Annotated in this window: 23 protein-coding genes; 18 read left to right on the forward strand and 5 right to left on the reverse strand. The window is 47.1% G+C overall.

What is annotated here, in order from left to right:
• From Q7J27_05945 to gdhA, 4 genes are all read left to right on the forward strand, one after another.
• Positions 1-116, forward strand: a 116-nt coding sequence (locus Q7J27_05945) for a hypothetical protein (protein ID MDO9528685.1), incomplete at its 5' end; no start/stop codon positions are given.
• Positions 117-186: 70 nt separating this feature from the next.
• A complete protein-coding gene (hisH, locus tag Q7J27_05950; GenBank protein ID MDO9528686.1) occupies positions 187-798 on the forward strand; it encodes an imidazole glycerol phosphate synthase subunit HisH in 612 nt (203 codons plus the stop codon).
• Positions 799-800: 2 nt separating this feature from the next.
• Positions 801-1,580 carry an imidazole glycerol phosphate synthase subunit HisF gene (gene hisF, locus Q7J27_05955; protein ID MDO9528687.1) on the forward strand — a complete coding sequence of 260 codons (780 nt, stop codon included), beginning with the start codon at positions 801-803 and terminating at the stop codon, positions 1,578-1,580.
• A gap of 245 nt (positions 1,581-1,825) precedes the next feature.
• On the forward strand, positions 1,826-3,175 hold the full coding sequence (gene gdhA / locus Q7J27_05960) for an NADP-specific glutamate dehydrogenase (GenBank protein MDO9528688.1): 1,350 nt from the start codon (positions 1,826-1,828) through the stop codon (positions 3,173-3,175).
• 61 nt (positions 3,176-3,236) lie between these two features.
• Here gdhA and Q7J27_05965 read toward each other — a convergent pair whose 3' ends face one another.
• Positions 3,237-4,169 (reverse strand): TIGR01212 family radical SAM protein, encoded by a 933-nt coding sequence (locus tag Q7J27_05965; GenBank protein MDO9528689.1) that lies wholly within the window; start codon positions 4,167-4,169, stop codon positions 3,237-3,239.
• Positions 4,170-4,380: 211 nt separating this feature from the next.
• On the opposite strand from Q7J27_05965, the gene mnmG reads away from it, so the two are divergent.
• The 5 genes from mnmG to gltA all read left to right on the forward strand — a co-directional run bounded on the left by mnmG (position 4,381) and on the right by gltA (position 12,923).
• A complete protein-coding gene (mnmG, locus tag Q7J27_05970) occupies positions 4,381-6,297 on the forward strand; it encodes a tRNA uridine-5-carboxymethylaminomethyl(34) synthesis enzyme MnmG (protein MDO9528690.1) in 1,917 nt (638 codons plus the stop codon).
• Positions 6,298-6,666: 369 nt separating this feature from the next.
• Positions 6,667-7,131, forward strand: coding sequence for an NADH-quinone oxidoreductase subunit NuoE (nuoE, locus tag Q7J27_05975; protein MDO9528691.1), 465 nt, complete (start codon positions 6,667-6,669; stop codon positions 7,129-7,131).
• Complete coding sequence (gene nuoF / locus Q7J27_05980) at positions 7,128-8,987, forward strand: NADH-quinone oxidoreductase subunit NuoF (GenBank protein MDO9528692.1); 1,860 nt, start codon at positions 7,128-7,130, stop codon at positions 8,985-8,987. Before nuoE ends, nuoF (Q7J27_05980) begins: the two co-directional genes overlap by 4 nt.
• Positions 8,980-11,478 (forward strand): sulfide/dihydroorotate dehydrogenase-like FAD/NAD-binding protein, encoded by a 2,499-nt coding sequence (locus Q7J27_05985; protein ID MDO9528693.1) that lies wholly within the window; start codon positions 8,980-8,982, stop codon positions 11,476-11,478. The genes nuoF (Q7J27_05980) and Q7J27_05985 overlap by 8 nt, the downstream gene beginning before the upstream one ends.
• A 20-nt stretch (positions 11,479-11,498) precedes the next feature.
• Complete coding sequence (gene gltA, locus Q7J27_05990; GenBank protein MDO9528694.1) at positions 11,499-12,923, forward strand: NADPH-dependent glutamate synthase; 1,425 nt, start codon at positions 11,499-11,501, stop codon at positions 12,921-12,923.
• 142 nt (positions 12,924-13,065) lie between these two features.
• Here gltA and Q7J27_05995 read toward each other — a convergent pair whose 3' ends face one another.
• Positions 13,066-13,290, reverse strand: coding sequence for an HAD hydrolase-like protein (locus Q7J27_05995; GenBank protein MDO9528695.1), 225 nt, complete (start codon positions 13,288-13,290; stop codon positions 13,066-13,068).
• A 134-nt stretch (positions 13,291-13,424) separates the two neighbouring features.
• Here Q7J27_05995 and Q7J27_06000 point away from each other — a divergent pair, with 134 nt between their 5' ends.
• From Q7J27_06000 to Q7J27_06040, 9 genes are all read left to right on the forward strand, one after another.
• Entirely contained in the window at positions 13,425-13,877 is a 453-nt protein-coding gene (locus Q7J27_06000; GenBank protein MDO9528696.1) for a hypothetical protein, read from the forward strand.
• 113 nt (positions 13,878-13,990) lie between these two features.
• A complete protein-coding gene (locus Q7J27_06005; protein MDO9528697.1) occupies positions 13,991-14,173 on the forward strand; it encodes a hypothetical protein in 183 nt (60 codons plus the stop codon).
• 674 nt (positions 14,174-14,847) lie between these two features.
• On the forward strand, positions 14,848-15,987 hold the full coding sequence (locus Q7J27_06010) for an ATP-binding protein (GenBank protein ID MDO9528698.1): 1,140 nt from the start codon (positions 14,848-14,850) through the stop codon (positions 15,985-15,987).
• Positions 15,902-17,341, forward strand: coding sequence for a sigma-54 dependent transcriptional regulator (locus Q7J27_06015; protein MDO9528699.1), 1,440 nt, complete (start codon positions 15,902-15,904; stop codon positions 17,339-17,341). Before Q7J27_06010 ends, Q7J27_06015 begins: the two co-directional genes overlap by 86 nt.
• A 281-nt stretch (positions 17,342-17,622) precedes the next feature.
• Entirely contained in the window at positions 17,623-17,907 is a 285-nt protein-coding gene (locus Q7J27_06020; GenBank protein MDO9528700.1) for a hypothetical protein, read from the forward strand.
• A gap of 1 nt (position 17,908) precedes the next feature.
• On the forward strand, positions 17,909-18,799 hold the full coding sequence (locus Q7J27_06025) for an NAD(P)H-dependent oxidoreductase subunit E (GenBank protein ID MDO9528701.1): 891 nt from the start codon (positions 17,909-17,911) through the stop codon (positions 18,797-18,799).
• Positions 18,800-18,802: 3 nt separating this feature from the next.
• Entirely contained in the window at positions 18,803-20,710 is a 1,908-nt protein-coding gene (nuoF, locus tag Q7J27_06030; GenBank protein MDO9528702.1) for an NADH-quinone oxidoreductase subunit NuoF, read from the forward strand.
• Positions 20,711-20,725: 15 nt separating this feature from the next.
• On the forward strand, positions 20,726-21,406 hold the full coding sequence (locus Q7J27_06035) for a 2Fe-2S iron-sulfur cluster-binding protein (protein ID MDO9528703.1): 681 nt from the start codon (positions 20,726-20,728) through the stop codon (positions 21,404-21,406).
• A 25-nt stretch (positions 21,407-21,431) separates the two neighbouring features.
• The gene (locus tag Q7J27_06040) at positions 21,432-23,021 is read left to right on the forward strand and encodes an FMN-binding glutamate synthase family protein (protein ID MDO9528704.1); all 1,590 of its coding nucleotides are present in this window, start codon (positions 21,432-21,434) and stop codon (positions 23,019-23,021) included.
• Between the two features lie 242 nt (positions 23,022-23,263).
• Here Q7J27_06040 and manA read toward each other — a convergent pair whose 3' ends face one another.
• Genes manA through Q7J27_06055 form a run of 3 tightly spaced genes read right to left on the reverse strand, consistent with a single transcriptional unit; the run spans position 23,264 to position 26,633 of the window.
• On the reverse strand, positions 23,264-24,301 hold the full coding sequence (gene manA / locus Q7J27_06045) for a mannose-6-phosphate isomerase, class I (protein MDO9528705.1): 1,038 nt from the start codon (positions 24,299-24,301) through the stop codon (positions 23,264-23,266).
• 19 nt (positions 24,302-24,320) lie between these two features.
• Positions 24,321-25,544 (reverse strand): AmmeMemoRadiSam system protein B, encoded by a 1,224-nt coding sequence (amrB, locus tag Q7J27_06050; protein ID MDO9528706.1) that lies wholly within the window; start codon positions 25,542-25,544, stop codon positions 24,321-24,323.
• An 18-nt stretch (positions 25,545-25,562) separates the two neighbouring features.
• Positions 25,563-26,633: a mannose-1-phosphate guanylyltransferase gene (locus tag Q7J27_06055; protein ID MDO9528707.1), complete on the reverse strand. Its 1,071-nt coding sequence runs from the start codon at positions 26,631-26,633 to the stop codon at positions 25,563-25,565.
• Position 26,634: the final 1 nt, after the last annotated feature.

Consider the following 26,634-nt stretch of genomic DNA (forward strand, 5'->3'; position numbering starts at 1 on the left):
AAGCACTCGGTGATCATATCTTTGAAAAATTTATTGCTAACAAGAAGATTGAATGGGACCAATACCGGACGCATGTCAGTCAGTATGAACTGGAAAAATATTTGCCGATTCTTTGATTGTTGCAATGAAGAAAATCCTCATTATAACCCATGATGAAATTAACGGAGACCGATTCATAGAACGAGCATGATAGCAATAATTGACTACAAAGCGGGCAATCTTACGTCCGTCCAGAGGGCTCTTGTCCACATAGGTGAGGAATGCCGGATAACCGACAGGCCGCTGGAAATACTGTCTGCCGAAAGGGTCATATTACCAGGCGTGGGAGCAGCAGGTGCTGCGATGGATGTCATGAAAACGTCCGGTCTCGACAGCGTGATATGTGACGTCATTGGCGGAGGTGTCCCGTTTCTGGGGATATGCCTCGGTGCTCAGATAATCCTCGACAGGAGCGAAGAAAATAGCGCCTCCTGTCTCGGTGTGATACAGGGCAGTGCGAAAAAGTTTCGCACTGCCAATTTAAAAATTCCCCACATGGGATGGAACAACATTTCCGCTGTCCGTCCGCATCCTGTTCTTGCCGGTATTGATGAGAGAGCGCAATACTATTTTGTCCATTCATATTATCCCGATCCGGAACGGCGCGACGACATCGTGGCAACGACCGAATACGGGGTTGAATTTGCATCAATCATCGGGAAGGGGAACGTTGTCGCAATGCAGTTTCACCCTGAAAAAAGTGGAAGACACGGCCTTCGGATATTAAAAAACTTTTGTGAGTGGGACGGGACGGCATAACAATGCTCAGTAAAAGGATTATCATTTGCCTGGATGTAAAAGAAGGCAAAACAACGAAAGGGATCAAATTTAAAGGTAACATCGATATCGGCGACCCGGTTGACATGGCCAGGGAATATTATGAGCAAGGTGTCGATGAACTGGTGTTTTATGACATCACCGCATCGTCGGATGAGAGAAAAATTATAATCGATGTAGTGAGCGATGTTGCAAAAAACATTTTTATTCCCTTTTCAGTGGGCGGCGGCATCAGTTCACTTGCCGACATGTATAATGTATTAAAAGCCGGGGCTGAAAAAATAAGCGTTAATACCGCTGCCGTTTTGAATCCAGGGCTGATTTCCGAAGGAGCGAAGATTTTCGGAAGTCAATGTATCGTATTGGGGATGGATGCAAAAAAAGTGGGAAAGAGCGCAGAAATACCATCGGGATACGAGGTCTGGATAAACGGCGGCAGGACGCCAATGGGTGTCGATGCGGTTGAGTGGGCACAAAAGGCCCAGGATCTGGGTGCCGGCGAGATCTGTCTCAACTCGATCGATGCCGACGGTACAAATGATGGGTATGAACTGAATTTGACAGCCTCGATATCCTCTACAGTTAGCATCCCCGTCATTGCTTCGGGAGGTGCCGGCAGGCCGGAGCATATCGGGGATGCTTTTGTAAAAGCGAAGGCAGATGCAGCACTCATTGCTTCCATGGTGCATTACCAACACTACACCGTCGGGGATATCAAGTCCTACCTCGAGCAGGAAGGGGTTCCGGTTCGTACTATTGTGTAGCCATCTGTAAGAGCAAAGGTTTTTATTAAGTAGATACCTTATTGGATGATTTTGACTTGAAATAATTTTAGGACTGTATTAGGCATTTTGATTAATTGTCATTTGAGTTCCCAAATGCTGTTGATGATAATTAGTGGTCAATATTGAGGATAATACATAATGACGTAATGTGGCTTAATGCCTTATAGGTAAATCTTTTTGAAGATGTGCGACTAAAAATAAATTTAGAGTGAAAGGAGATAAAAATGATTGAGTTTATTAAGATGTGTGAAGCGTGCAACCCGGGGGAGCCGGAATTTATCCAGGCCGTGTCCGAGGTTGCCGAATCGGTTAAACCTGTTTTAGCGAAACATCCGGAGTATCGTAAGGCAAAGATATTGGAACGGATGGTTGAACCTGAGCGAACTATTATGTGTCGCGTTTCCTGGCTGGATGATAAAGGCGAGGTTCAGGTCAACAGGGGCTATCGTCTACAGATGAACAGCGCCATAGGTCCCTACAAAGGGGGATTTCGTTTTCATCCGTCAGTTAATATGAGCATACTCAAGTTTCTCGGCTTTGAACAGGTGTTTAAAAATGCCCTGACAACCCTTCCTATGGGTGGTGCCAAGGGAGGATCAAATTTTGATCCTAAGGGGAAGTCGGATAATGAAGTAATGCGTTTTTGCCAGAGTTTCATGACCGAGATGTTCAGGCATATCGGTCCGGATACAGATGTTCCGGCAGGCGATATTGGAGTGGGAGCTCGTGAAGTAGGATACCTGTTCGGTATGTATAAAAAACTGCAGAATGAATTTACCGGAGTCTTGACTGGTAAAGGACTTGAATGGGGAGGAAGTCTTATTCGCCCTGAGGCTACCGGTTACGGCTGTGTCTATTTTGCCTCCGAAATGCTGGCAACAAAAAATGATACCATAAAGGATAAGCTCTGTCTGGTTTCAGGTTCCGGGAATGTGGCTCAGTATACTGTTGCGAAAATTTTGGAGCTGGGAGGGAAGGTAGTAACACTTTCTGATTCTTCCGGATACATCTACGATGAGAAGGGAATAAATAGGGAAAAACTCGATTTTGTCATGCACCTTAAAAATGTAGCACGGGGACGCATCAAAGAATATGCGGGCAAGTATCCCGAAGCGGTCTATACCCCTATCGATCCTGCTCTCGATTACAATCCACTCTGGAATCATAAGTCTGATTGTGCCTTTCCTTCTGCCACGCAGAATGAGATAAATGGCAAGGATGCACAGAACCTGGTCAGTAACGGTGTTTATGTTGTAGGTGAGGGTGCTAATATGCCGACGACTCCAGAGGGTATTGAAATCTTCATCGACAGTAAGATTTTATATGGACCGGGGAAAGCCGCGAATGCCGGCGGAGTTTCCGTTTCCGGTCTTGAGATGTCCCAGAATAGCATGCGTCTAAGCTGGTCTCGTGAAGAGGTGGATAAACATCTTCATGCCATCATGAGAAAAATACATAAGGCTTGTGTTGAAGCGGCTGAAGAGTACGGTACTCCCGGTAATTACGTAAACGGCGCTAACATAGCCGGTTTTACCAAGGTTGCTAAGGCTATGATGGCCCAGGGAGTCGTTTAGTAATTTTGTCTGGTAGAAAGTAATAAGCGGTGGTTTCACATTTTGTGATACCACCGCTTATTCAAAAATTCGACCCCTGGTAAGAGTCTCTCTTCTCCAGTTCTCTATCGATGGAATTGAGGACATCCATCTTGTTAATCCCCCACTGCGGTGCTAAATAGATGTCCTTGTAACCGTCAGCCGTCAATCGCTGAATCGTTACCTCCGGGGGTAATATCTCAAGGATGTCGCAGACGGTGCCGACATATTCCTCTTTGTCCATCATCCTGATTTTGCCCCTTTCGTATAGATCCCCGACAACCGTTCCCTTGAGGGCAAGCAGGAGATGGATCTTAATTCCATCGATAGGCAGACTGGCCACAACTCTTGCCGTTTCAAGAATCTCTTTATGAGTTTCTCCGGGAAGTCCGACAATGATGTGAACACAGATGTTGATATTTTTTCCGGCGGTTCTGCGGACGGCATCCAGAAATGCCTCGGGGCCATGTCCTCGATTGATGCTTTTAAGGGTTTTTTCATGAATAGATTGAAGGCCGTATTCCACCCAAACGTGGTAATCATTTGCGTATTCTTCAAGTAGATCAATTACCTCATCGGGAATGCAGTCAGGTCTTGTTCCGACGGCAAGGCCGGTCACATCGTCCTGTGCAAGTGCCTCGTCGTAGAGTGCCTTGAGGTTTTTGTAGTGACCGTATGTATTTGTGAAGGTCTGAAAATAGGCGATGAATTTTCCCGCTTTTCTGTGTTTTCTGTAATATTCTTTGCTCTGTTGTATTTGTTCAGCTACGGAGGGAAGGGGACCTTTCTGCCTCAGGCGTGAACCACGGCCGTCGCAGTATGTACATCCCCCGGTTGAGAGCGTTCCATCCCGATTTGGGCAGGTAAAACCTGCATCGATTTGCAGTTTGTAGACCTTGCACCCAAATTTGTTGATCAAGAAACTCTTGAAATCATAATATCTTTTGGAGTTGTTCCAGAAATCCGGTTTTTGCATAATGGCCTATGTTTTATTGGTTTTATTAGTTCGATTTGTTCAATTGGTTAACCAATGAAACAAATAAAACCAATTGAACTGATTTTGTTTTTTTTGTGTCTGAGCAGTTCACTTTTTTATTGTATTTTTTTCTTTAATGCTACTATATTGTTGATCTTAGTTCAAGACTTTCGGTTACTGAAACAAGTTCAGCACAGGTTTGGAGCGTCAAATGGGTTCAAAAAAAAGCTATGATGTCATTGTTGTCGGGGGAGGTCACGCAGGGTGTGAAGCGGCCCTGGCAGCGGCCAGAATGGGGTGTGAGACACTGCTGTTCAATATTAATCTTGACTCCATTGCCCTCATGTCATGTAATCCGGCTATCGGAGGCCTTGCCAAAGGCCAGCTGGTAAAAGAGATTGATGCCCTGGGTGGGGAGATGGGAAAAATAGCCGATAAGACGGCCGTCCATTTTCGCCTGCTCAATTCCTCCAAGGGTCCGGCTGTCCAGTCCTCCCGGGTGCAGTGCGATAAACAGTTATACACACAGGCCATGAAGGCTGTTGTTGAAAAGGAGAAAAACCTCCACATACGGCAGGCCCTTGTTGATCGGCTGGTGGTTGAAGAGGGTAGGATTGTTGGAGTTGAAGACAGTACCGGATTTTTCTACAGCGGGAAGACCGTTATCATCACAACGGGGACCTTCCTGAACGGGCTTGTACATATCGGCACTTCCCGTCAGTCTGCGGGGCGGGCAGGTGAGATAGCATCGATTTGTCTTGCAGAATCTCTCAGGGGACAGGGTTTCGAGATGGGACGTATGAAGACCGGAACTCCGCCCAGATTGCGTGCCTCCACGATCGATTTTTCAGGACTTAAAAGGCAGGACAGTGATCCTGATCCGGAGCCCTTTTCTTTTACTACTAAAAAGTTGCGTGACGAGAGACTCCCCTCGTATTTTTCCCACACGACGCCTGAAACGCATAAACTGATCAGAGACAACATAGAAAAATCTCCTCTTTATTCAGGTGCCATCAAGGGGATAAGCGCCCGGTACTGTCCTTCCCTCGAAGATAAGGTGGTACGCTTTACAGACAAAGAAAGTCATCCGGTTGTTCTTGAGTTTGAGGGTATTGAGACAGAAGAGATTTACTCAAAAGGCCTGGGAAACAGCCTCCCCATTGAGTTTCAGGAAAAGATAGTCCACAGCGTTCCAGGCCTCGAAGAGGCGGAAATGATGCGCTCGGCTTATGCCATAGAATATGACTTCGTTCAACCTACACAGCTCAAGCAGACTCTTGAAACAAAGCTTATTCAGGGATTGTATCTCGCCGGGCAGATAAACGGAACTTCCGGCTATGAGGAAGCCGCCGCTCAGGGGATGTGGGCTGGGATCAATGCCGCCCTGGCCGTACAGGAAAAAGAACCCTTTATCCTGAATCGCTCTGAGGCCTATATGGGGGTGCTTATCGATGACCTTGTTACGAGTGGAGTTGATGAACCTTATAGAATGTTTACATCACGGGCAGAATACCGTCTCATACTGAGAGAGGACAACGCCACCATCAGGTTGATGGGAAAGGGGTATGATCTCGGGCTGATCTCCAGTGATGACTATAGCGACCTGAAAGAAAAGGTTCGCCAGATTGAAGCAGGGATCAAGAATCTATCGTCGGGAAAACTCTACCCCGGCGCGGATGTGAACCTGACACTTTCACAAATGGGGACAGTCCCCATTAAAAAGCCGACAACTTTCTATCAGCTACTCAAAAGGCCTGAGCTTCGTTATGATGATCTGAAACCCCTTGAGGGATGGGAGGAAGTCACCGACAGAATGGTGAAAAAGCAGATAGAGATCGAGGCGAAATATGAAGGGTACATCAAACGGCAGATTGAATCTGTAAAAAAGTTCAAGGAGATGGAGGAGAAAGAAATACCCGCAGGACTAAATTACTTCGCAATACCAGGGCTTTCCAATGAGCTGAAAAAGAAACTGTCCATGATAGAACCCGCTTCTGTAGGGCAAGCAAAGAGGATACCGGGAATGACCCAGGCGGCAATTGTGGCCGTGCTTATCTATATGAAAAAAGAAGAACTTCATTCTCAGAAGAATCATAAAAGCAAAAACAAGAGCCAGGATGTTAGTTAAAAATAATACCTTTTGCCCCCCCAATAGACATTGACTCTTCCAACACAGTAGGACAGGCGTCCCGCCTGTCCATAATGGTGAATCGCTTAGACAGCCGAGACGGCTGTCCTACGGGATGGGGAGGACAGACTTTATTTTCAATGTCTATTTTTGGGAACACCTTTTTTCTTGACAAAAATCATGCACATTTTTATAAGCTATAAATCTTCCGTATTTTAAAGCCCCATCGTTCAATTTTATTTAGAAGTACATAGCGAACGAATATAACAAGATTGTTCCTTACATTTCTCATATAAGCAAAACAGGTTCAGGATTTTATATAGAGTGGAAAGGATGTGAACATATAAATTGAAAGTAGCGGATAAAAATATGCCAACAGAAGTACAAGAGATACTTCAAACTTACGCTCAGCATCTTGACAGCATCATACCGATTTTACAGGGAGTGCAGGGAAAATTTGGATACATATCCGAAGACGCGGTGGAGTGCATCGCACAATACCTTGATGTCTCACAGAGCTATATTTACGGCGTGGCTACGTTTTATGCTCAATTCAGATTCACTCGCCCGGGCGACCACGTAATGTGTCTGTGCCGTGGAACCGCATGCCACGTCGGAGGTGCAGATCAGATACTCGAACAAGTTAAGAGAAACCTTGGCATCAAAGAAGGTGAAACGACCGATGACGGAAAATTTTCTCTCGAAACCGTAGCCTGCATAGGATGCTGTGTCCTGGCCCCCTGTATGACAATCGACCAGGAGGTGCACGGCCATTTAACTCCTCAAAAGGCAACAAAGATATTGAAGGTCATTAGCAAGGAGAAGAAGAAATGACGGGTTCAAATGACAATGGCCGCACTGTTCTTGTTTGCCTGGGGACGGGTTGTGTATCTTCGGGATCTATTGATATTTACGGTGCTATCGAAGCGGAAGTTAAGAAGGCCGGCCTCGAGGGAATCAACGTGAAATTCACGGGCTGTCACGGTTTTTGCCAGAGAGGCCCTATAGTTATCATAGAACCTGAAGGCGTTTTCTACTCGGCAGTGAAGGAAAAGGATGTCCCCGAAATTGTCGAGTCTCACCTGAAGAACAATAAGCCGGTTGAACACCTGTTTTATCGTGATCCCGTAGCAGACGAGCCGGTCAAATGCTACAAGGATATTCCTTTTTACGCGGGACAGGAACGCATAGTCCTGAAAAATTGCGGCCACATCAACCCGGAGGTAATCGAGGATTCTATTAACGCAGGGGTGTATCGGATGACCGAAAAAGTCCTCCATGAAATGACCCCGGAAGATGTTATTGAGACGATAAAAAAGTCGGGACTTCGTGGAAGAGGTGGTGCCGGTTTCCCAGCGGCCATAAAATGGAAGTTTTGCCGAGACGAGAAAGCCGATCAGAAGTATATAATCTGTAATGCGGATGAAGGAGACCCCGGTGCATTTATGGACGGGTTTATTCTGGAAGCTAACCCGCATCAGGTTATAGAGGGAATGATCATCGCAGGCTACGCCATAGGTGCAACGAAAGGCTTTATTTATGTACGTGCGGAGTATCCCCTGGCTGTTAAGCGCCTTTACATCGCCGTATCGCAAGCCAGGGAGCGTGGATTCTTAGGCGACAACATCGCGGGCAGCGATTTCAGCTTCGATTTGAAAATATTCCAGGGTGCAGGAGCTTTTGTGTGCGGAGAGGAGACCGGGTTGATAGCTTCTATCGAAGGATCCAGAGGGATGCCTCGTACACGTCCCCCTTTCCCCGCGCAGAGGGGGTTGTGGGGCAGGCCGACCATAATCAATAACGTAAAAACCCTATCATACATTCCTGAAATCATTAATAAAGGGGCAGACTGGTTTGCCGGTATCGGCACTGAAAAAAGTCCCGGCACTGCGGTCTTTGCCCTCACCGGAAAAGTGGCAAATAGCGGTTTGATAGAAGTTCCAATGGGGACGACCCTTCGCGAAATAATATTCGTAATCGGCGGAGGCATCCCGGACGGCAAAAAATTTAAGGCGGTACAGACCGGTGGCCCGTCCGGCGGCTGCATTCCCTCTGAATTCCTCGATATGAAGGTGGATTTTGATGAGCTTGCAAAAGTCGGCTCAATCATGGGTTCAGGCGGTATGGTTGTTATGGACGAGGATTCCTGTATGGTTGATATCGCACGATACTTCCTCTCATTTACGGAAGATGAATCCTGCGGCAAATGCACTCCATGCAGAATGGGGACACAGCACGTGCTTCGCATCCTGAACGACATCACAGAAGGTAATGGCAAGCCGGAGGATATCGACACGCTGGAGAAATTGTGCAGAACTATCAAAGATACCTCGCTTTGCGGGCTCGGTCAGACGGCCCCCAACCCGGTACTTACAACTATCGAGCATTTCCGGGACGAATACGAGGCCCACATCAATGAGGGACGATGTCCGGCCCTTGCATGCAAAGCGTTGTTGACATATGCCATTGATGCCGAAACGTGCAAGTCGTGCGGTCTCTGCAAGAAAGACTGCCCGACTGATGCGATTACAGGTTCTGTTAAACCGCCGGAGGCTTTTGTCATCCACGAAGAAAAATGTATACGCTGCGGTATGTGCTTTAGTGTATGTCCCTTTGGTTCGGTACAAAAAAGTTCCGGCAACGGGGAAACACAAGTCCGGAAAAGCGGGAGCAAAAACAATAATGAGTGAGATAATACTTACAATAGATGGAAAAGAAGTAAAAGCCGAGAAAGGCGATACGGTACTCGAGGCTGCCCGGAAAGCAAAAATCGAAATCCCCACTCTTTGCGCACACCCGGCCCTCGAGCCATACGGGGCCTGCCGTTTGTGTATTGTCGAAATCGAAGGGATGCGGGGATATCCAACCTCATGCACGACACCCGCAACAGATGGTATGGTTGTCAAAACAAAAACGCCCGATATCATTGCTCTCCGCAGGGAAGTAATAAAGCTGATGTTGAGCGGCCACACCAGCCCATGCCTTGCCTGTAATCACCGCGAGTTGTGTGAGAAGTACCGGCCGCTTCCCTTTAAGACAGGCAAAGCCACACGCTGCATTTTTTGCAGCAATCTGGATAATTGCGAACTGAGAAAGCTCGCTGATGAATACCAGATCAACGAATTCGAAGTACCGATAATTTACAGGAATCTGGAGATTGAACGGAACGACCCGTTTATGGACAGGGATTACAATCTCTGTGTACTTTGCGGTCGGTGTGCCCGCATCTGCGAAAAGATACATAAAAAAGGCACGATCGATTTTATCAACCGAGGCAAGGATGCTCGCATCGGGACGGCATTCCACAGGGATCACACTGAAACGGATTGCCAGTTTTGCGGTGCGTGCATTGATATCTGCCCGACAGGCGCGCTGTCTGACAGGTTTGCAAAATGGTGCGGGGCCGCGGATAAGACAGAAGACTCCACATGCGTGGTCTGCCCTCATGGATGTTCAATCAGCCTGAAGCTCAAGAATGGGCGGGTGATCGGGTCAGGGATGACAGAGTTTACAAGAGAGGCCCGTATTTGTGCGGTGGGGCGGTTCGTGCTACCGCAGCTTTTGGACAACCCTTTGAGGATGGTTTCGCACCAGGTGCGTATCGAAGACGGTCTGATAAAGACAATATATGAGGATGCGATTGCCATGGCTGCGGAAAAACTTGGGGCCTACTCGGGAGAACAGTTTGCCCTTATTGCCAATTCGGCGGCCACCCGTGAGGAGATTTATATACTGAAGAAATTTGCAAAAGAAGTTATGAAATCTGACAACTTTGCTGTTGCTACAGCCGACGGCGAAAACCTTGCAATAGAACCCGGCCAGGTGGCCGAAGCCATAGAAAAAGGAGCTGTCAAGGCCCTTTACTCGGCCGGCAATTATCTTGAACCGGCTGTGCTCCAAAGGCTTGAGATAATTGTTGTATCCGACATGTTTTCTTCCGAAACAGAAAAAGCGGCGGATGTTGTGATCGCGGCTGCAACACTTGCCGAAACTGACGGTACTTTCCTCACCTCATCCGGAGAGATTAAAATACTTGCTGCCGCGGCTATATCCCCTGAGGGTCTGTTCCCGGACTGGAAGATTGTCTGCGATATTGCTCAAAAGATGGGTGCTTCCGGGTTCGATTTCGAATCCGCGGCCGATATTAACAAAGAATTGAGTGAAAAGAGTGTGGTTTACGATGTGCCGGTATCACCCGATCCGTCACCCCTCGATGATGTTGCTGCCCTGCCACGTTTTTACAGGGGGCACAGGCTTGCCGACATCGTCTATGCACTCAAGAGCCTTGTTCCGGAGGAAACCGAAGAAAAATCAACAGAAGAGAAGATTGTAGAAGAGCGACCATTCAAAATTGTTGAAAAGGTAGAAATTGTGCCTAATACCCATATGATCACGGTACACGCGCCGGTGATTGCAGAAAAGTGTCAACCCGGCCAGTTTGTTATAGCAATGGTGAACGAAAAATCTGAGCGTATCCCTTACACCATATCGGACTTTGACCGCAAAGAGGGCACCATTACAATCGTGATTCTTGAAGTTGGCAGATCGAGCCGCGAGATGGCGAACACACGCTCCGGCGAATATCTCGCACACCTTGCCGGGCCGCTCGGAATGCCGGTCGAGGTTAAAAAATACGGCACGGTTGTCTGCGCCGGTGGTTGTTATGGTGTTGGTGCAATACTTCCCATTGCCCGTGCAATGAAAGAAGCCGGCAACAGGGTAATCTGCATCGAGGAAGCATCGAGCCATTACCTGCTCCACTGGCAGGACAGGCTTTCCCAAAACTGCGACGAATTGATTATTGTTACAAAAGACGGCTCCGCAGGAATGAAGGGTGGTGTGCAGGAGGTAATTTCGATGCTGGTTGACAGAGGAGAAAAGATAGATCAGTCGTACGTCATCGGGTGTACGTTTATGATGATGCTCGTCTCTGAAGTCGCCAGGGAACATGATATCCCGACTCAAACCGCGATGAACTCGCTCATGCTTGACGGTACGGGGATGTGCGGGGCATGCCGTGTCAGTGTCGGGGAGGATACTAAATTTGCGTGTGTGAATGGCCCGTTTCTGGACGGGCTGAAGATCAACTGGATTGAACTCATACAGAGGCAGGCCGCATTCAAAAAGGAAGAGGTCGAGGCCTTGCCCCAGGAGCCGTTCAAGATGTACAACCACCGCTAAAATAAATATCAGGAATTGACATGGACCCTAAGGAAAGAAAAAAGATTCCCAGGCAGAAGATGCCTGAACAGGACCCGAAAAGACGAAAGCATAATTTTGAGGAAGTGCCATACGGCTTCACTGAAGAACTCGCCGTGATGGAAGCAAAGCGCTGCATCCAATGCAAGAAACCGCTTTGCATAACAGGTTGTCCCGTGAACATAGATATCCCGGCCTTCATCAGTCTCATCGAAGAGGGTAAATTTATTGAGGCGGCGTGGAAGCTCAAGGAACAGAATGCGTTGCCTGCCGTCACCGGGCGCGTGTGTCCGCAGGAGACCCAGTGCGAGATCAAGTGCATCCTCGGCAAGAAGGGTGAGCCGGTGGCTATTGGACGCCTCGAGAGGTTTGCCGCTGATTACGAGCGGAAGGCCGGTAAGATCAAAATACCTGAGATCGCTGAGCCGACAGGTAAAAAGATAGCCATCATCGGGGCGGGGCCTGCGGGGCTCACCGTTGCAGGTGATCTTATCAAATTAGGACATAGTGTCACGATCTTCGAAGCACTTCACGAAACAGGCGGGGTCTTGGTATACGGCATCCCCGAATTCCGCCTGCCCAAAGAAATAGTAAAGTTCGAGATCGATTATCTGAAAAAACTCGGCGTTGAGATCATCATGGATTACGTGGTCGGGAAAGCACGCACCGTAGATGAGCTTTTAAGCAGCGGTTACGATGCGGTATTTATCGGAACCGGCGCCGGCCTACCCATGTTTATGGACATACCCGGTGAAAACCTTGTGGGCGTCTATTCGGCAAATGAGTATCTCACCAGATCGAACCTGATGAAATCATTCAGGTTTCCCGAGTACGGCACTGTACCTATCAGGAGCAAGAAAACCGTTACTATAGGTGGCGGCAACGTTGCAATGGACTCGGCCCGGACTGCTGTGCGAAGCGGGGCGGAATCCGTAATAGTCTACAGGCGAAGCCGTGAGGAGATGCCGGCACGGGACGAGGAAATCCACCACGCCGAGGAAGAAGGCATTGAATTTCAACTTCTCACCAATCCGGTTCAAATCATCGGCGACGCAGAAGGCAGGGTAAAAGCCGTGGAGTGTATAAAGATGGAACTGGGGGAGCCGGACGACTCCGGACGCCGCAGGTCGGCACCCGTCGAGGGCAGCGAGTTTATTATTGAATGTGATACGGTTATTCCCGCGCTCGGCAACCTTCCAAATCCGCTTATTCCAATGACCACGCCGGATCTTAAGACTACCCGCTGGGGCACATTGGAGTGTGATCCGGACACGCTCGAAACTTCCAAAGAGGGCGTTTTCGCGGGTGGTGATATCGTAACGGGGGCTGCCACGGTGATTTCCGCAATGGGCGCCGGAAAAACTGCTGCTGCGAGCATTCACGAATATATCATGACAGGAAAAGTTACCAAACCCCAGAAAGCATAGTCGGGGGTCAGGTCTTGCTTTTTGCCATCCTTGATGCAATTTTGTGACCCCTCTGACATTCATGATGGCAATAAGCAAGACCTGACCCCCGATCTGTGTTCCCCTCCATTGATGGGAGGGGTTAGGGGAGGGTGAGGGGGATTCACTCTTGTACGCGTTTTATGCGGAGTATCTCCCGGCCGAAATGAGCTAAATTGGTGTAAGGCCTGTCGAATCCGCTCTCGCCGTCAAATTCTACGGTGTCAGGGTCAATTGCAACAAAGGAAACCCCTGCATGTTTTGCTGCCGATATATCTCCCTTCCCGTCACCGATAAAGAGGCACTCATCAGGGTTGTAGCGAAATTCCTCAAGAAGGCGGGTGAGCAATTCTGCCTTTGGGCCAGTCTCCGCCCCCTCGGATCACCTCGAGACGTCTCTCAAGTTTCTGGGCCGACAAACAGTTTCTCAGTTCTTCTATGGGCGTGTTTGACAGCGCAATTGAACGAGGTAATGATACAGCTATGAAAAAGGAAATTGACCGGAAATCAAGAATGCACTCGGCGGAGCATCTCCTCAATCAGACGATGATCAGGATGTTCGACTGCGGCCGCGGTTTCAGCGCCCATATCGAAAAGAAAAAATCGAAATGCGATTACCATTTCAATCGTTCTTTATCTGAAAAGGAAGTCAGGGAAATCGAAAAGCGGGTTAATGACGTTGTCATGGCCGATATGCCGGTTGCCGAAGAGTATATTTCCCAAGAGGAGGCGCAGAAACATTATAAGCTGGAGCGGTTGCCCGACGATGCGGGTGATAACCTCAGAATTGTCAGAATCGGAGATTATGATGCCTGCCCATGCATCGGTTCCCATGTGAATTCATCAAAAGAAATCGGCGAATTCCGGATTATCTCATCAAGTTTTGAAGACGGGGTGTTGAGGATAAGATACAGGATTGCCCAGCCGGAAAAATAGCAGTGTTGTTTGTAATAGGCTGAATTGTAAGCAAGCCATTCCTGCCTGAATAGAATACCGTAGAAAAATATTTTCTCTTTGACATTAATAAACATATAATTTACTGTTCGATCATGATTAGATCTTTTCGGTGCAGCGAAACAGATAAGATTTTTTTGGACAACAGGAAAAGGAGAGACGTAATGGGAGACAAGGGCGGTAAGAAAGATAAGGAAAAGGGGCGGAAACAGAACACCGAAAAACAGAAACAAAAATCAAGAAACAAGCTTGATAAGCAGCCAAAAAGAAGGCCTTGATAGAAATCACGGTACGGAGATCTGCACAACAGCTTTCGCCGTGCGAAGTTCAAATGATAATGGGGTGAAATTCTGTTCCGTTCTTCCTGAAGCAAGGGAAAGGTGATTTTAAAAACCCCAATATCTTCTGACTGAAATGTCAGTACAGAAATTGAAGACAGTGCTATACGCTGGTAAAAAACAGGCTTCTTAATTTTCAAGATATTTGTTTACTGTACGTAACAAAATCATCAGATCAAAAACTGCATACAGCTTTATTGTATCCAAACTTCCTTGTCGATTTTCTGAGTTCATATAACTGCTATATCACTTTCGGCAAGATATCTTTAAATTGTGATTCAATTCTTGAAAACCATTGACAAACTTCATTAAAAGTGCAAGGAATTTTCCAAGAATTTTATATTGATGGTCTCATAAAAAATCTTTCTTTGTCACCCTGAATTTATTTCAGGGTCTCGAACTTGTTGAAATAATTAGATCCTGAAACAAGTTCAGGATGACAAATGGTGTAGTTTATGACTTTTTACCATTACTAAGTGTATCGATAGCCTCGAAAGCTGTTCTTTTCAACACCCTCTTTGGAAGCCATATTGTCTCGTGCAAAAATATGTTCTTTGAGAACCTGCACGAGGCGCTCTCCAGAAGAGTTTTCTTCTTAACTTATGAGGATGCTGATGGTAGACGACCAATTATCACAATCCACCGAAGTGGCGTTACGTGAGCGAGTCAAAGAGCTAACATGTCTTTACGGGATTTCTCAGATAGCCGGACAGCTTGGCATATCCTTGGAAGAAATTCTTCAACGAATAGTCGAAATTATCCCACCCGCATGGCACTATCCCGAAACAGCTTTCGCGAGAATAATCTTGGATGGAACTTCCTACACGACCCACGGCTTCCGTGATTGCCGCCAAAAGCAGACGGCTGAGATAATTGTGGATGGTGTGCCAAGAGGTGCTGTTGAGCTGGTTTATGTAGAGGAAAAACCCGATCTTGATGAGGGTCCATTTCTCAAGGAAGAACGTAAACTGATTGATGCAGTGGCCGGCCAGGTGGCACGTATTATCGAACGCAAGCAGGCAGAGAAGGACAGAACAAAGCTCCACGATCAACTGAGACATGCTGACCGACTGGCTACCATCGGGATGCTTGCGGCAGGTGTAGCCCATGAGCTCAATGAACCTCTGGGGAATATTCTTGGGTTTGCCCAATTGGCACAGAAGTGCCCCGGGATTCCGGCTTCAGCCGGGCAGGACATTCAAAAAATCGAAACCGCTTCTTTGCACGCACGGGAGATTATCCGGAAGCTCCTGGTTTTTGCTCGACAGGCACCACCTCAGAAGACAAGGGTCAACCTCAATCAGGTGGTGGAAGACGGCCTTTATTTTTTCGAATCTCGGTGCAGCAAGGAAGGTATAGAACTTGTTCGTCTGCTTTCCCCGAACCTGCCGGAAGTCACAGCTGATCCGGCGCAATTGAACCAGGTCCTGGCCAATTTGGTTACCAATGCCTTGCAGTCAATGCCGGGAACAGGCAGGATCATGGTTCAGACACAATTTCACGACCGCAACGTTTATCTTATCGTGAAAGATACGGGGACCGGTATGAGCGAGGATGTCCTCGATAAAATATTCATTCCATTCTTCACGACTAAGGACCTTGGCCAGGGAACTGGTTTAGGTATGCCTGTAGTATATGGGATTGTTACCGCCAATGGCGGTTCGATTAATGTTAAGAGCAAACCCGGCTTCGGTACCCGGTTCGAGATTCGATTGCCGGTGGCAGAGCTGGAAGACACGGAGGAAAGTGCTTAATATGACGTCTTTTGCCAGGAAAGAACGCATTTTGATAGTGGATGATTCTGTAAACACACTGGAGGTTTTACAGCGAAATCTGACAGTAGCGGGCTATCAGGCTTTCACGGCACCCGGCGTGTCCGAAGCGATCGCAACTCTTGGGACAACACAATTTGATCTGGTCATTACTGACTTCAAAATGCCTAAGGTTAATGGTCTCGACCTGGTGATGCATATCAGAGAAAACTTTAAAGACACTGAAGTAATGATGATTACCGGCTATCCGTCAATTGAAGGAGCAGTCGAGGCGGTCAAGGCCGGCGCTGAAGAGTTTTTACCCAAACCCTTTACTGATACTGAGCTTCTATCTGCTGTTCAGCGTGTGCTTGATAAAGGAAGGCTGCGAAGGCTTGGAAATACCGTACCGAAACGGGCGATCCCTGTGCATAAAGGCCTCATAGGGACATCGAAGGCAATGCATAAAATTTCTATAGCCATAAGCAAGGCCTCATCCTCTTCGGCTACGGTTCTTGTTACAGGGGAAAGCGGTACAGGCAAGGAGCTTGTAGCAAGAGCTATTCACTATGGCAGCACACGACCCTCTTCGCCGTTTGTGCCGGTAAACTGTGGGGGTATTCCTGAAGGCCTGCTTGAAAGCGAATTGTTTGGGCATGTAAAGGGGGCCTTTACCGGGGCAATCGAATCGAGAGCAGGGTTCTTTCATACTGCCGACGGAGGTACGATCTTTCTCGATGAAATCAGCGAAATGAGTCTGTCCATGCAGGTAAAGCTTCTTCGCGTACTTCAGGATAAACAAATTTGCATGGTTGGTTCCGACCGAACACGGAAAGTTGATGTAAGGATTCTGGCTGCAACAAACAAAGATTTGCACGGTTTAGTGAAAAAGGGACTTTTTCGGGAAGATCTGTTTTACCGCCTCAATGTTATTACCATATCTATCCCGCCGTTGAGAGAAAGAGCCAATGATATAATATTGTTAGCACGTCATTTTGCAAACAGGTTTGCAGCCGAATTGGGCAGGTCGCCACGTCGTTTTTCTGATAAGGCCCTGCAAAGTCTTCGAAACTATAATTGGCCGGGAAATATAAGAGAATTAGAGAATGTGATCCAGCGCCTTGTTGTGATGACCGACGGTAATCTAATAGACGTTCCCGATTTACCTTCTCTTATGCGTTTCTCAGCCCTTCGTGAAACGGGATTCACCCGAACCCTCGCTGAAGTGGAAAGCGAGTACATTAAAAATGTCCTGGCAAGTGTGGACGGTAATAAAACCCGGGCCGCGGAAATCCTCGGCATCGACCGCAAACCCCTACGTGAAAAGCTCAAAAAGGCCGATCAGCCTTCGCCCTGAAATCTTGCCTCGCGCCGCCGGGGAAATTCTCTCCGGTGGTTCAAATCTCCCCGCCTGTGTGCTGCCTGTCACCGGGTACGACTGTGCAATGAACACCCCAATCGATTGAAAAAGATTATTTCCCCAAATTCGTCAATTCTCTTCAATTTAGGGATGATATCCTCTCGTTGATCTCCTTTCAAGCTAAGCGTCAGCGGCGGTACGTTTCTGTTGTTCAACAGGTGGTATGATTTTTGCTCAACCGTCAGATGTTCACGAAACGCAGAGTAAAGGAGCCGACAATGTCAGAAAACTTAAGACGCCTTGGACTTTGTATGACCTGCAATAATGCCCCGGACTGTATGTTTAAGCTGCCTAACAAACCGGTCTTGTATTGCGAAGAGTTTGAAATTGACAGCGGCCCTTCGGTAGAGACCGCCGAACAAACCACGCCAGTAACTTATTCATTCGATGCTGAAAAAGAGTCATTAAAGTCTATGGGACTTTGCTGCAACTGCGAAAACCTAAAAACCTGTGGTTTTCCAAAACCTGAAGGCGGTGTTTGGCATTGCGAGGAGTACCGATAAAATGAAACAAGACACTGCTATCTTGAACAGAGACAATATCTATGCGGAAGGAGAGATAGATTCGAAAGATATTTTAAGAATCCTGGAAAAGTACGACCAGAACAGAGGCGGCCTTGTCGCTATCCTTGAAGAGATCCAGAGCAAATACGGTTATCTTCCTGAAACGGCGCTTAGAATAGTGAGCGAAAGGACCAGCCGTTCCCTGGTTGATATATATGGTGTCGCAACATTTTACAGGTTTTTTAGCTTGAAGCCTAAAGGTAAGCATCTTAGCTGTGTGTGTCTCGGCACTGCCTGCCACGTTCGGGGGGCACAAGGGGTTGTAGAGGAATTTGAGCAGCAACTCGGTATTAAAGCAGGCCAGACAACCGAAGATCAGGAATTTACACTGGAAACGGTAAATTGTTTAGGTGCCTGTGCTCTCGGCCCGGTGGTTGTTATTGATGGCCATTACTTTTCAAAAGTAGAAAGATCGAAAGTAAAACAACTGTTAGATCAAGGACGAAAAGGACTTGACAAGCTTGACATAGAAAAAGACGAGCGGATATTCCCTATCGACGTAAGATGTCCTCATTGCAACCAGAGTTTCAAGGATGAGACTTTTATCATCGACGGCTATCCCTCACTCAAGATAAACGCTGCCATGGATCACAAGCAGGGCTGGATAAGAATGTCGAGTCTGTATGGTAGTTATAATGTTTGCACTGAGCATGAAATTCCCGAAGATATGGTTGTTAGTTTTATTTGTCCGCATTGTGATTCGGAAATTCCAAGCACGTCGACTTGTTCGGAATGCGAGGCGCCGATGATGCCAATGCCCGTTGAGGGTGGCGGTAGAATTAAAATTTGTGCACGACAGGGATGTAAAAACCGTATGTTGGATTTGGTTTAGATTATGAAACGAATGGGCGAGAATGGTTATGTGAAGCAATCGTTTGTGCAAGACACTGAAACGCTACGACTGTCTTCTGTAAGTGAGCTGAAAGAATTACGCAGTATACTTTTTGAAACCTTGGATGAAAACAAACCGCGCTTGGTGATTTGTGGTGGAACAGCTTGTCACGCAAGCGGCTCAAGCGGCATTATTCGAGTCGTAAAGAAATACATCATTGAAAAACGCCTGGTGGACAAAGTGGCGCTGAGGATTACCGGATGCCATGGATTCTGTGAGATGGGACCTTTTATTCTCACTGAGCCGCAACAGGCATTCTACGTACAAGTGGGACTCAGTGATGTTCCAAGGATTGTCGAGGCGTTGCTCTCGGACAAATACGTCGAAGACCTTCTCTGTCGGGATTCTAATACGGGCGAAAAATATTACAATCGTGACGATATTCCTTTCTTCAAGTATCAGCAACGTAGCATTTTAGGTCTGAACGAAAAGATAGACCCAATTAGGATATACGATTACATCGTTCAGGGAGGGTACAGTGTTCTGGAGGATGTATTTTCGAAGCAAAATGCCGACTGGATAGTTCAGCAGGTTAAACGTTCTGGATTGCGCGGACGCGGTGGTGCTGGATTTCCTGCAGGGCTGAAATGGGAGATGCTGGCAAAACAATCCAGCGACGAAGGCAAATTTCTCGTCTGCAATGCTGATGAAGGTGACCCTGGCGCCTATATGGACCGTAGCGTGCTTGAGGGCAATCCACACAGTATTATCGAAGGAATGGTCATTGGCGCTTATGGTACTCGGGCAACCGAAGGCATAGTGTATGTTCGAAATGAATATCCTCTTGCCGTTAAGCATTTGAAGATAGCTTTAAAACAGGCACAGGAACTGGGCCTTCTGGGTGACAATATACTTGGAACCGGTTTTTCATTTGACATCAAAATTGTCATAGGTGCCGGTGCATTTGTATGCGGTGAAGAAACGGCGCTGATACGGTCTATCGAAGGGAAATTAGGTGAACCGCGTCAACGGCCGCCGTTCCCTGTTCAAAAAGGTATTGACGGTAAACCAACCGTAATTAACAACGTTGAAACCTGGGCAAATATCCCCTTAATTTTCAAATCAGGTGCGGATAAATTCGCAACGGTCGGGACTGAGAATAATACGGGCACAAAAATATTCAGCCTGGTCGGCAAAATCAAAAATACCGGTCTTGTCGAAGTACCCATGGGTATAACCGTCAAGGAAATAGTCTATGACATCGGTGGTGGGGCCGCAGGCAAGGCGGAACTTAAAGCGGTTCAGACAGGCGGCCCGTCCGGTGGTTGTATCCCCGCAAATATGTTCGACGTTTCTGTTGACTACGAAAGTTTGGCAGAGGTGGGATCAATTATGGGCTCCGGCGGTATGATTGTAATGGACGAAAATACCTGCATGGTTGATATCGCCAAATATTTTATGAATTTTCTCAAAGACGAGTCCTGTGGCAAATGTTTTACCTGCCGTAAAGGCACGCAGAGGATGTATGAGATTCTCGACGATATCTCAAACGGCAATGGATCACTTGAGCACATGGATCTTCTCAAAGAATTAGCAGAAGTGGTTAAGGATACGACGATGTGCGGTCTGGGACAAACCGCGTCGAATCCTGTTCTCTCTACTCTACGATATTTTACGGATGAATACATCGAACATATCGAAAAGAAGCATTGCCCTGCCGGAGTATGTAAGGCACTCATTACTTTCTCGATTAATGAAAACTGTGTGGGATGCCAGGTTTGTATCAAAGCCTGTCCAGAGGGGGCGATTACGGGAGAAAAGAAACAACGGCATGTTATCGATACCACCAAGTGCGTTAAATGCGGGGCATGCAGAAGTGTATGCAAAGTTGAAGCTGTGGATGTTGTATAGCTTTTTGAAAGGATAATGATGATCAATCTTACTATAAACGGGCTGAATGTTGCAGTTGCGAAAGGCACTACCCTGCTCGAAGCGGCTAAGTTTTTGGGATTTCCGATTCCTACACTGTGTCACATGGAAGGTCTGTCGCCTTATGGTGCCTGCCGGTTGTGTATGGTGGAGATTGGAGAGGGGCCGAGAGCAAAATTGGTCTCCTCATGCACGTACCCGGCCGAGGAAGGGCTTAAAGTGCGAACAACGTCATCAAGGGTCCTTCGGGCACGCAAAATGATTCTGGAACTGCTGCTCGCTTCCTGTCCTCAATCCAAAACAATCCAGGACCTTGCTTCGGCACACGGTATTCGCCGGCAGCGTTTCAAGCAGGAGCACGAGGATTGCATCCTCTGCGGGCTTTGCGTCCGTACGTGCGAAGAGCAGATGATGGCAAAGGCCATCGGTTTTAGAAGCCGTGGCGAGAATAGAAGTATAGGCACACCGTTTGATGCTAAATCGGATGTTTGCCGGCTATGTGGCGCTTGTATGTATGTATGTCCGGCCTGTCAGCTTCGATGTACTTACAACGAACCGGAAAAAGCAATTTGTGGAGGCTGCGCGAATCTGACCCCGCCATGCATCGAGAAAGAACAGTTTGACGATATGATGTGCTACATGGATCCCTGTGTGGCTTGTGAGATAAAGAAAGATTAACAAAAATAAAAAGGAGCAAAATAAAATGGCACCTACGTTTTCGAAGGTAAACGCTTCGGCGGCGACTTTGACTAAAAACAGGACGGAAGGCTCGGTTGTTCCGGCTTCAGGTATGTGTGTTACCTGCGTTGATGGCTGCATAGGTATGTGCGAAATAGGCAAGAGTGCTTATCGGGGGCATGAAGTGATTTACCCGCAGCCGTTCGGAGTAATAACAACCGCCGCTGAGAAAACCTACCCGGTGGACTATTCGCACTTCAATATAATGGGAACCGTTGTTGGCGCCCAGGGGATAGAGGCTGACAGCGATAAGGCTATCTTCCCCGCCGTTAACCTGGAAGTTGCCTTTGGTCATGATAACGGTATAAAGTTCCGTTATCCATGGATCATTCCCGGTATCGGTTCTACGAATATTGCCAAGAACAACTGGGAAGGTCTGGCTATCGGCTCCGCTTTGGCAGGAACCGGCCTGACTATTGGCGAGAATGTTGTTGGTATGGACCCCGAGTCTGTTTTTAAAGATGGTCGGGTGGTTGATACTGTCGACCTTAAACGTCGCGTTAAGCTCTATACAGATTACCAGCGGGACGGCTACGGTGCAATCATTGTGCAGGCGAACGTTGAGGATACCCGGCTTAGCGTACAGGAATATGCAATCGAAAAACTTGGTGCCGAATGTGTGGAACTCAAATGGGGTCAGGGAGCCAAGGATATCGGCGGAGAAGTCAAAATCGGGGATATCAAAAAGGCACAACTGCTCCAGGAGCGCGGCTATATAGTGCTGCCGAATCCGACAGACCCGGTTGTGATTAAAGCTTTTGAGAGGGGGGCTTTCAAGGAGTTTGAGCGGCATTCACGGGTAGGCATGGTGACTGAGGAATCATTTGCCAAACGGGTTGAAGAATTACGCAGTGCCGGGGCTAAATACATCTTCCTCAAAACCGGTGCCTATCGCCCGGCAGATCTGGCGAGGGCGGTTCTTTTTGCTACCAGATATAAACTCGACCTTTTAACAGTCGATGGTGCGGGCGGCGGGACCGGCATGAGTCCCTGGCGTATGATGAATGAGTGGGGTATGCCTCCTGTTGAATTACACTCGCTTCTGTATCAATACGCCAAACGTCTTGCCGATAAGGGTGAACAAGTGCCTGCTCTGGCTCTGGCCGGCGGTTTTACCTTTGAAGACCAGATCTTCAAAGGACTTGCCCTTGGCGCTCCATTCGTGAAGCTCATAGGAATGGCCAGAGCCCCGATAGCCGCGGCGATGGTTGGTAAAACAATCGGACGTACAATTGATGAACACCAGATTCCGGTGTACATCGAGCGTTTTGGCAGTTCGAGAGACGATATATTTGTGACGGCAAGTCATCTGCGCACGGAATTAGGAGACGATGAATTCGAAAAACTTCCGGCTGGTGCTCTGGGGCTTTACACCTACTACGAGCGTCTTGCCCAGGGCTTGTCCCAGTTTCTGGCCGGCAGCCGAAAATTCGCTCTCAAATATATATCACGAGATGATATAGCAGCCCTGACACATAAGGCGGCAGACATCAGCGGGATTCAACACTTGATGGATGTGGATCGAGAAGAGGCTGAAAGAATTCTCGACAGTTGAAGTCGAGCAGATTTGTGCTTTAAAGAATAAAAGTTATCCAAATTTCTGTGAATGACATTATTTAAATGTAATTTAAGCTAACCTCCAGTATTTCGGGTCAATTGCAACAAAGGAAACCCTTGCATGTTTTGCTGCCGTTGGATCTCCCTTCCCGTCACCGATAAAGAGGCACTCATCAGGGTTGTAGCGAAATTCCTTAACAGTCGGAGATTCCCCGCAACTTGTTGCGGGGAGCTTCAATGTTATTTTCGGGGTTGAAGAAAAACCTCTTGGAGGGAAACTCCTGTTAAAAAATCTGTGTACTTACTTTGTGTCTTCAGCATTTTCGAGGGAATATCAGGAGATAATTTATAATCACAGCCGGCTGGAAGAAAGACAGTTTCACCTTTTTTCACATTAACTTCATCATAGCTACACCCGATGGTTAACCTGCCGTCGAGTATGGAAAAAATGGAGAAGTTATCAGGCACATTTTGGACAGCTTCCTCGTTGATTTCCAGTAATTCAACAGCGAAATAAGGGCAATTAACCAGTACGGTTTTTTTGTTTTCGCCTTCATAAGTGGCAATTTCTTCGATCTTTTTGGTGTCAGTAGAAGAAAAGTTAATGACATCCAGTGCCTTTTCAATATGCAGCTCCCTTGGATTTCCCTTGTTGTCAACCCGGTCCCAGTCGTATAATCGGTATGTGATATCGGAGTTCTGCTGGATTTCCGCCAGGACAATCCCGCGACCTATGGCGTGAACCGTTCCGGAAGGAATAAAAAAGGTATCTCCTCCCTTTACTGGAACCTTATTAAGGCAGCCTTCCAGAGACTTCTTTTCAAGAGCTTTGCTAATTTTTCCCCGTGTAACCCCTTCTTTCAAGCCCAGTATTATGCTTGCTCCAGGTTCTGCATGAAGGATATGCCACATCTCGTTCTTACCTGAATCTTCAGTATCTTCGTGGAGTGAAACGTATTTGTCATCCGGGTGGACCTGTACCGAAAGGGTATCCTGTGCATCGATAAATTTTATCAAGAGCGGAAACCTGCCATCTTCAACAGGTGATATTCCGTAAAGCTCGCAAGCCTCAAGCAGAGTCTTTCCCGCGAGGGGGCCGTTGGCAATGATGCTTTTTTCCTCAGGGCGGATGGTAAGCTCCCAGGATTCCCCGATAGGGACATCAGGCGGAAGATTTTTGCCGAGGAGCGTTTCCAGTCGTCTTCCTCCCCACGGCTTTTCCTTGAAAATAGGCTTGAGTATGAGAGGGTAGGGTGCAATGTTTTGTGTGTTTTCCATTATTCCATATAATGCAGATTTAGGTTCCGCCGGTGAAGATCATTGATGCATATGTTACTGCACTGCTTGTTGCCGTTTCGTTGTAGGTTTCGTGAGAAAGGAGTTCCCCTTTGCTTCCCTTGAGCAACCTGGAGAAAATAAGGATGGATGGAAGACCGCATACGTTGAATTGGTCCTGTGTTTCAACTGCGTTTTTATATATCTTTTCCGGTTCACCTTTTAAAATAGACGAGATAATTTTCTGGTCATTTGATTTAGCCCGCGACAGAATGGCATCTGCCGGCATCTGATTGCCGAATTTCGGTCCCACATGTGAGAAATCCACGCCCGAAATAAGCAGGACGTTCCCATTTCTGTCCTTAATCATCTCTTCGAGTGTCTCTACCATCCCCATAAACCGGGCATCATCAAAGATGTTCCTTTTCTGGAAGGTGAATTCGTGGATTCCTCCACAAAGGATCGGCACAATTGATATCGGTTCTTCCAAATAGTAGTGGAGAAAAATTGTTTGAAACTCAATGGAATGTTCCATTTTGTGACAGAAATCATCAGAAGACAGAGTTCCTACGGGTATTTTCTTTTTGAGCTCTGAAATAAAATCCTTGTCCGATTCTAATTTTCCAAAAGGGGTGATATAATTTTTTTCGGATATTGAATAAAGTCCATCCTGTGGTTGGTGATTTATTCCAAAAATGATGACGAGACTGTAATTTTTCCCCTTCAGCCAGCGATAGAGATTGATATAGGTTGTCTTTGCGGCAATTATGTCTATGTGAGGGGCCAGTATGCCCGTAATATTCTTTTCGGTACCGCCGGAATCATTCTGTGGGAGACTCCTTTCAACTTCTTCAATAAATCGGCCGAGCCTGTCAGGATCGGATTCGTAGGATCTTCCTGCGAGTATGGGATGGCGGTCTGGTTGAGAATTAAACTCCTCACGTAGATTCCCCATCTTTTTTCTAAACAACTCACTGTTTAAAAGAAAAGCCTTATCCAAACTCTCAATGAAAGATTCGACCTCGGACAGATATACAATCTGGCCTTGCTGATGAATTGTCATTACCCTTTGAATGTCCCTCAGGTCATGTTTTCCATCGAGCAGCCTTAGTAAGGGGAATAATTTCATGTCTACAGCAATGCTGTTTTTGGTCAGACGAAGAGGGTCCATGAACGTAACTACCTGTCGTCCCCCAACCATGGCGGAAACAGGCTGAATATCCGCTCTGAATAAAGGTTTTTCCATTTTACGCTTTATCTGCTCCTACAGGTATTCTTTCATATTCTTTTCTTCGAGCATCTCTACCAGCTTTTTCACATCTTGAGAAGCATCCTTTTTGCATACCAGAAGAGAATCTGCTGTTTCCACGACAACCAGACCTTCTACCCCTACCAGGGCTACCAGTTTATCAGGGCTGTAGATGAGCGAGTTTGAAGAATCAACACCAATAAAACGCCCCCTGACGGCATTACCATTTTCATCTTTGTCCCACATCTCCCACAGGGTACTCCAGCTTCCTATATCACTCCAGCCGAAATCTCCTCTGACAAGAAGTGTTTTGCCGGACCTCTCCATAATTCCATTGTCTATGGAAATCGGCGTTATTTCCTTATATGCTTTGCTAATAATATTTTTTTCACTATCAGTACCGAGAGCATCTTCTATTTCTTTAAGCCCCTTGTAAAGATCTGGAAGCAGTTTTTCTATCTTATTCAGTATGGTTGAAACTTTCCATACAAACATTCCGCTGTTCCAGAGAAAGCCTCCATTCTCCAAAAAGGTTTTTGCCTGTTCGATGTCAGGTTTTTCCCGGAAGGATTTTACCTGAAATATTTCTTCACCCCTTATTGCGGCTACCGCTTCTCCTTGTTCCATATAGCCGTAGCCGGTTTCGGGGCCGGTGGGTTTTATCCCTATGGTCAGAAGGTGATTTCCCCTTTGTGCCATCTCACCGGCTATAGCAATGGTACGCCGAAATACCTCTTCATCGGAAATATAATGATCCGATGGGAGTACAAACATGACACCTTCCGGATTTTTCTTTTTGATGTGCATTGCTGCCAGGCCGATACACGGGGCGGTATTCCTGCCGACCGGTTCAATGATTATATTCTCTTCCGGCAGGTTGGGAAGCTGTTGTTTAATCACATCGGAGTGATTGGCACCTGTCACAATTAGAATATTCTTTACCGGGATTAGTGGGCCTATCCTGTCAACAGTTTCCTGTATGATTGTTTTTTTGCCGAAGATGTCCTGGAGGTGTTTTGGCATCTTCTCCCTGCTTTTGGGCCAGAACCTGGTGCCCCTGCCGCCTGCCATAATTACTGCATACATA

The sequence above is a fragment of the Syntrophales bacterium genome, from assembly GCA_030655775.1.
Classification (GTDB): domain Bacteria; phylum Desulfobacterota; class Syntrophia; order Syntrophales; family JADFWA01; genus JAUSPI01.

Coding starts and splice junctions, on each gene's coding strand:
- hisF (MDO9528687.1), top strand. CDS start 801: ATGCTCAGTAAAAGGATTATCATTTGCCTGGATGTAAAAGAAGGCAAA.
- hisH (MDO9528686.1), top strand. CDS start 187: ATGATAGCAATAATTGACTACAAAGCGGGCAATCTTACGTCCGTCCAG.
- nuoF (MDO9528702.1), top strand. CDS start 18,803: ATGAAACGAATGGGCGAGAATGGTTATGTGAAGCAATCGTTTGTGCAA.
- Q7J27_06015 (MDO9528699.1), top strand. CDS start 15,902: ATGTTAAGAGCAAACCCGGCTTCGGTACCCGGTTCGAGATTCGATTGC.
- Q7J27_06010 (MDO9528698.1), top strand. CDS start 14,848: ATGGTAGACGACCAATTATCACAATCCACCGAAGTGGCGTTACGTGAG.
- Q7J27_06055 (MDO9528707.1), bottom strand. CDS start 26,633: ATGTATGCAGTAATTATGGCAGGCGGCAGGGGCACCAGGTTCTGGCCC.
- gdhA (MDO9528688.1), top strand. CDS start 1,826: ATGATTGAGTTTATTAAGATGTGTGAAGCGTGCAACCCGGGGGAGCCG.
- Q7J27_06040 (MDO9528704.1), top strand. CDS start 21,432: ATGGCACCTACGTTTTCGAAGGTAAACGCTTCGGCGGCGACTTTGACT.
- Q7J27_06020 (MDO9528700.1), top strand. CDS start 17,623: ATGTCAGAAAACTTAAGACGCCTTGGACTTTGTATGACCTGCAATAAT.
- nuoE (MDO9528691.1), top strand. CDS start 6,667: ATGCCAACAGAAGTACAAGAGATACTTCAAACTTACGCTCAGCATCTT.
- Q7J27_06035 (MDO9528703.1), top strand. CDS start 20,726: ATGATGATCAATCTTACTATAAACGGGCTGAATGTTGCAGTTGCGAAA.
- Q7J27_05985 (MDO9528693.1), top strand. CDS start 8,980: ATGAGTGAGATAATACTTACAATAGATGGAAAAGAAGTAAAAGCCGAG.
- Q7J27_06005 (MDO9528697.1), top strand. CDS start 13,991: ATGATTAGATCTTTTCGGTGCAGCGAAACAGATAAGATTTTTTTGGAC.
- gltA (MDO9528694.1), top strand. CDS start 11,499: ATGGACCCTAAGGAAAGAAAAAAGATTCCCAGGCAGAAGATGCCTGAA.
- manA (MDO9528705.1), bottom strand. CDS start 24,301: ATGGAAAACACACAAAACATTGCACCCTACCCTCTCATACTCAAGCCT.
- nuoF (MDO9528692.1), top strand. CDS start 7,128: ATGACGGGTTCAAATGACAATGGCCGCACTGTTCTTGTTTGCCTGGGG.
- Q7J27_06025 (MDO9528701.1), top strand. CDS start 17,909: ATGAAACAAGACACTGCTATCTTGAACAGAGACAATATCTATGCGGAA.
- Q7J27_06000 (MDO9528696.1), top strand. CDS start 13,425: ATGAAAAAGGAAATTGACCGGAAATCAAGAATGCACTCGGCGGAGCAT.
- Q7J27_05965 (MDO9528689.1), bottom strand. CDS start 4,169: ATGCAAAAACCGGATTTCTGGAACAACTCCAAAAGATATTATGATTTC.
- mnmG (MDO9528690.1), top strand. CDS start 4,381: ATGGGTTCAAAAAAAAGCTATGATGTCATTGTTGTCGGGGGAGGTCAC.
- amrB (MDO9528706.1), bottom strand. CDS start 25,544: ATGGAAAAACCTTTATTCAGAGCGGATATTCAGCCTGTTTCCGCCATG.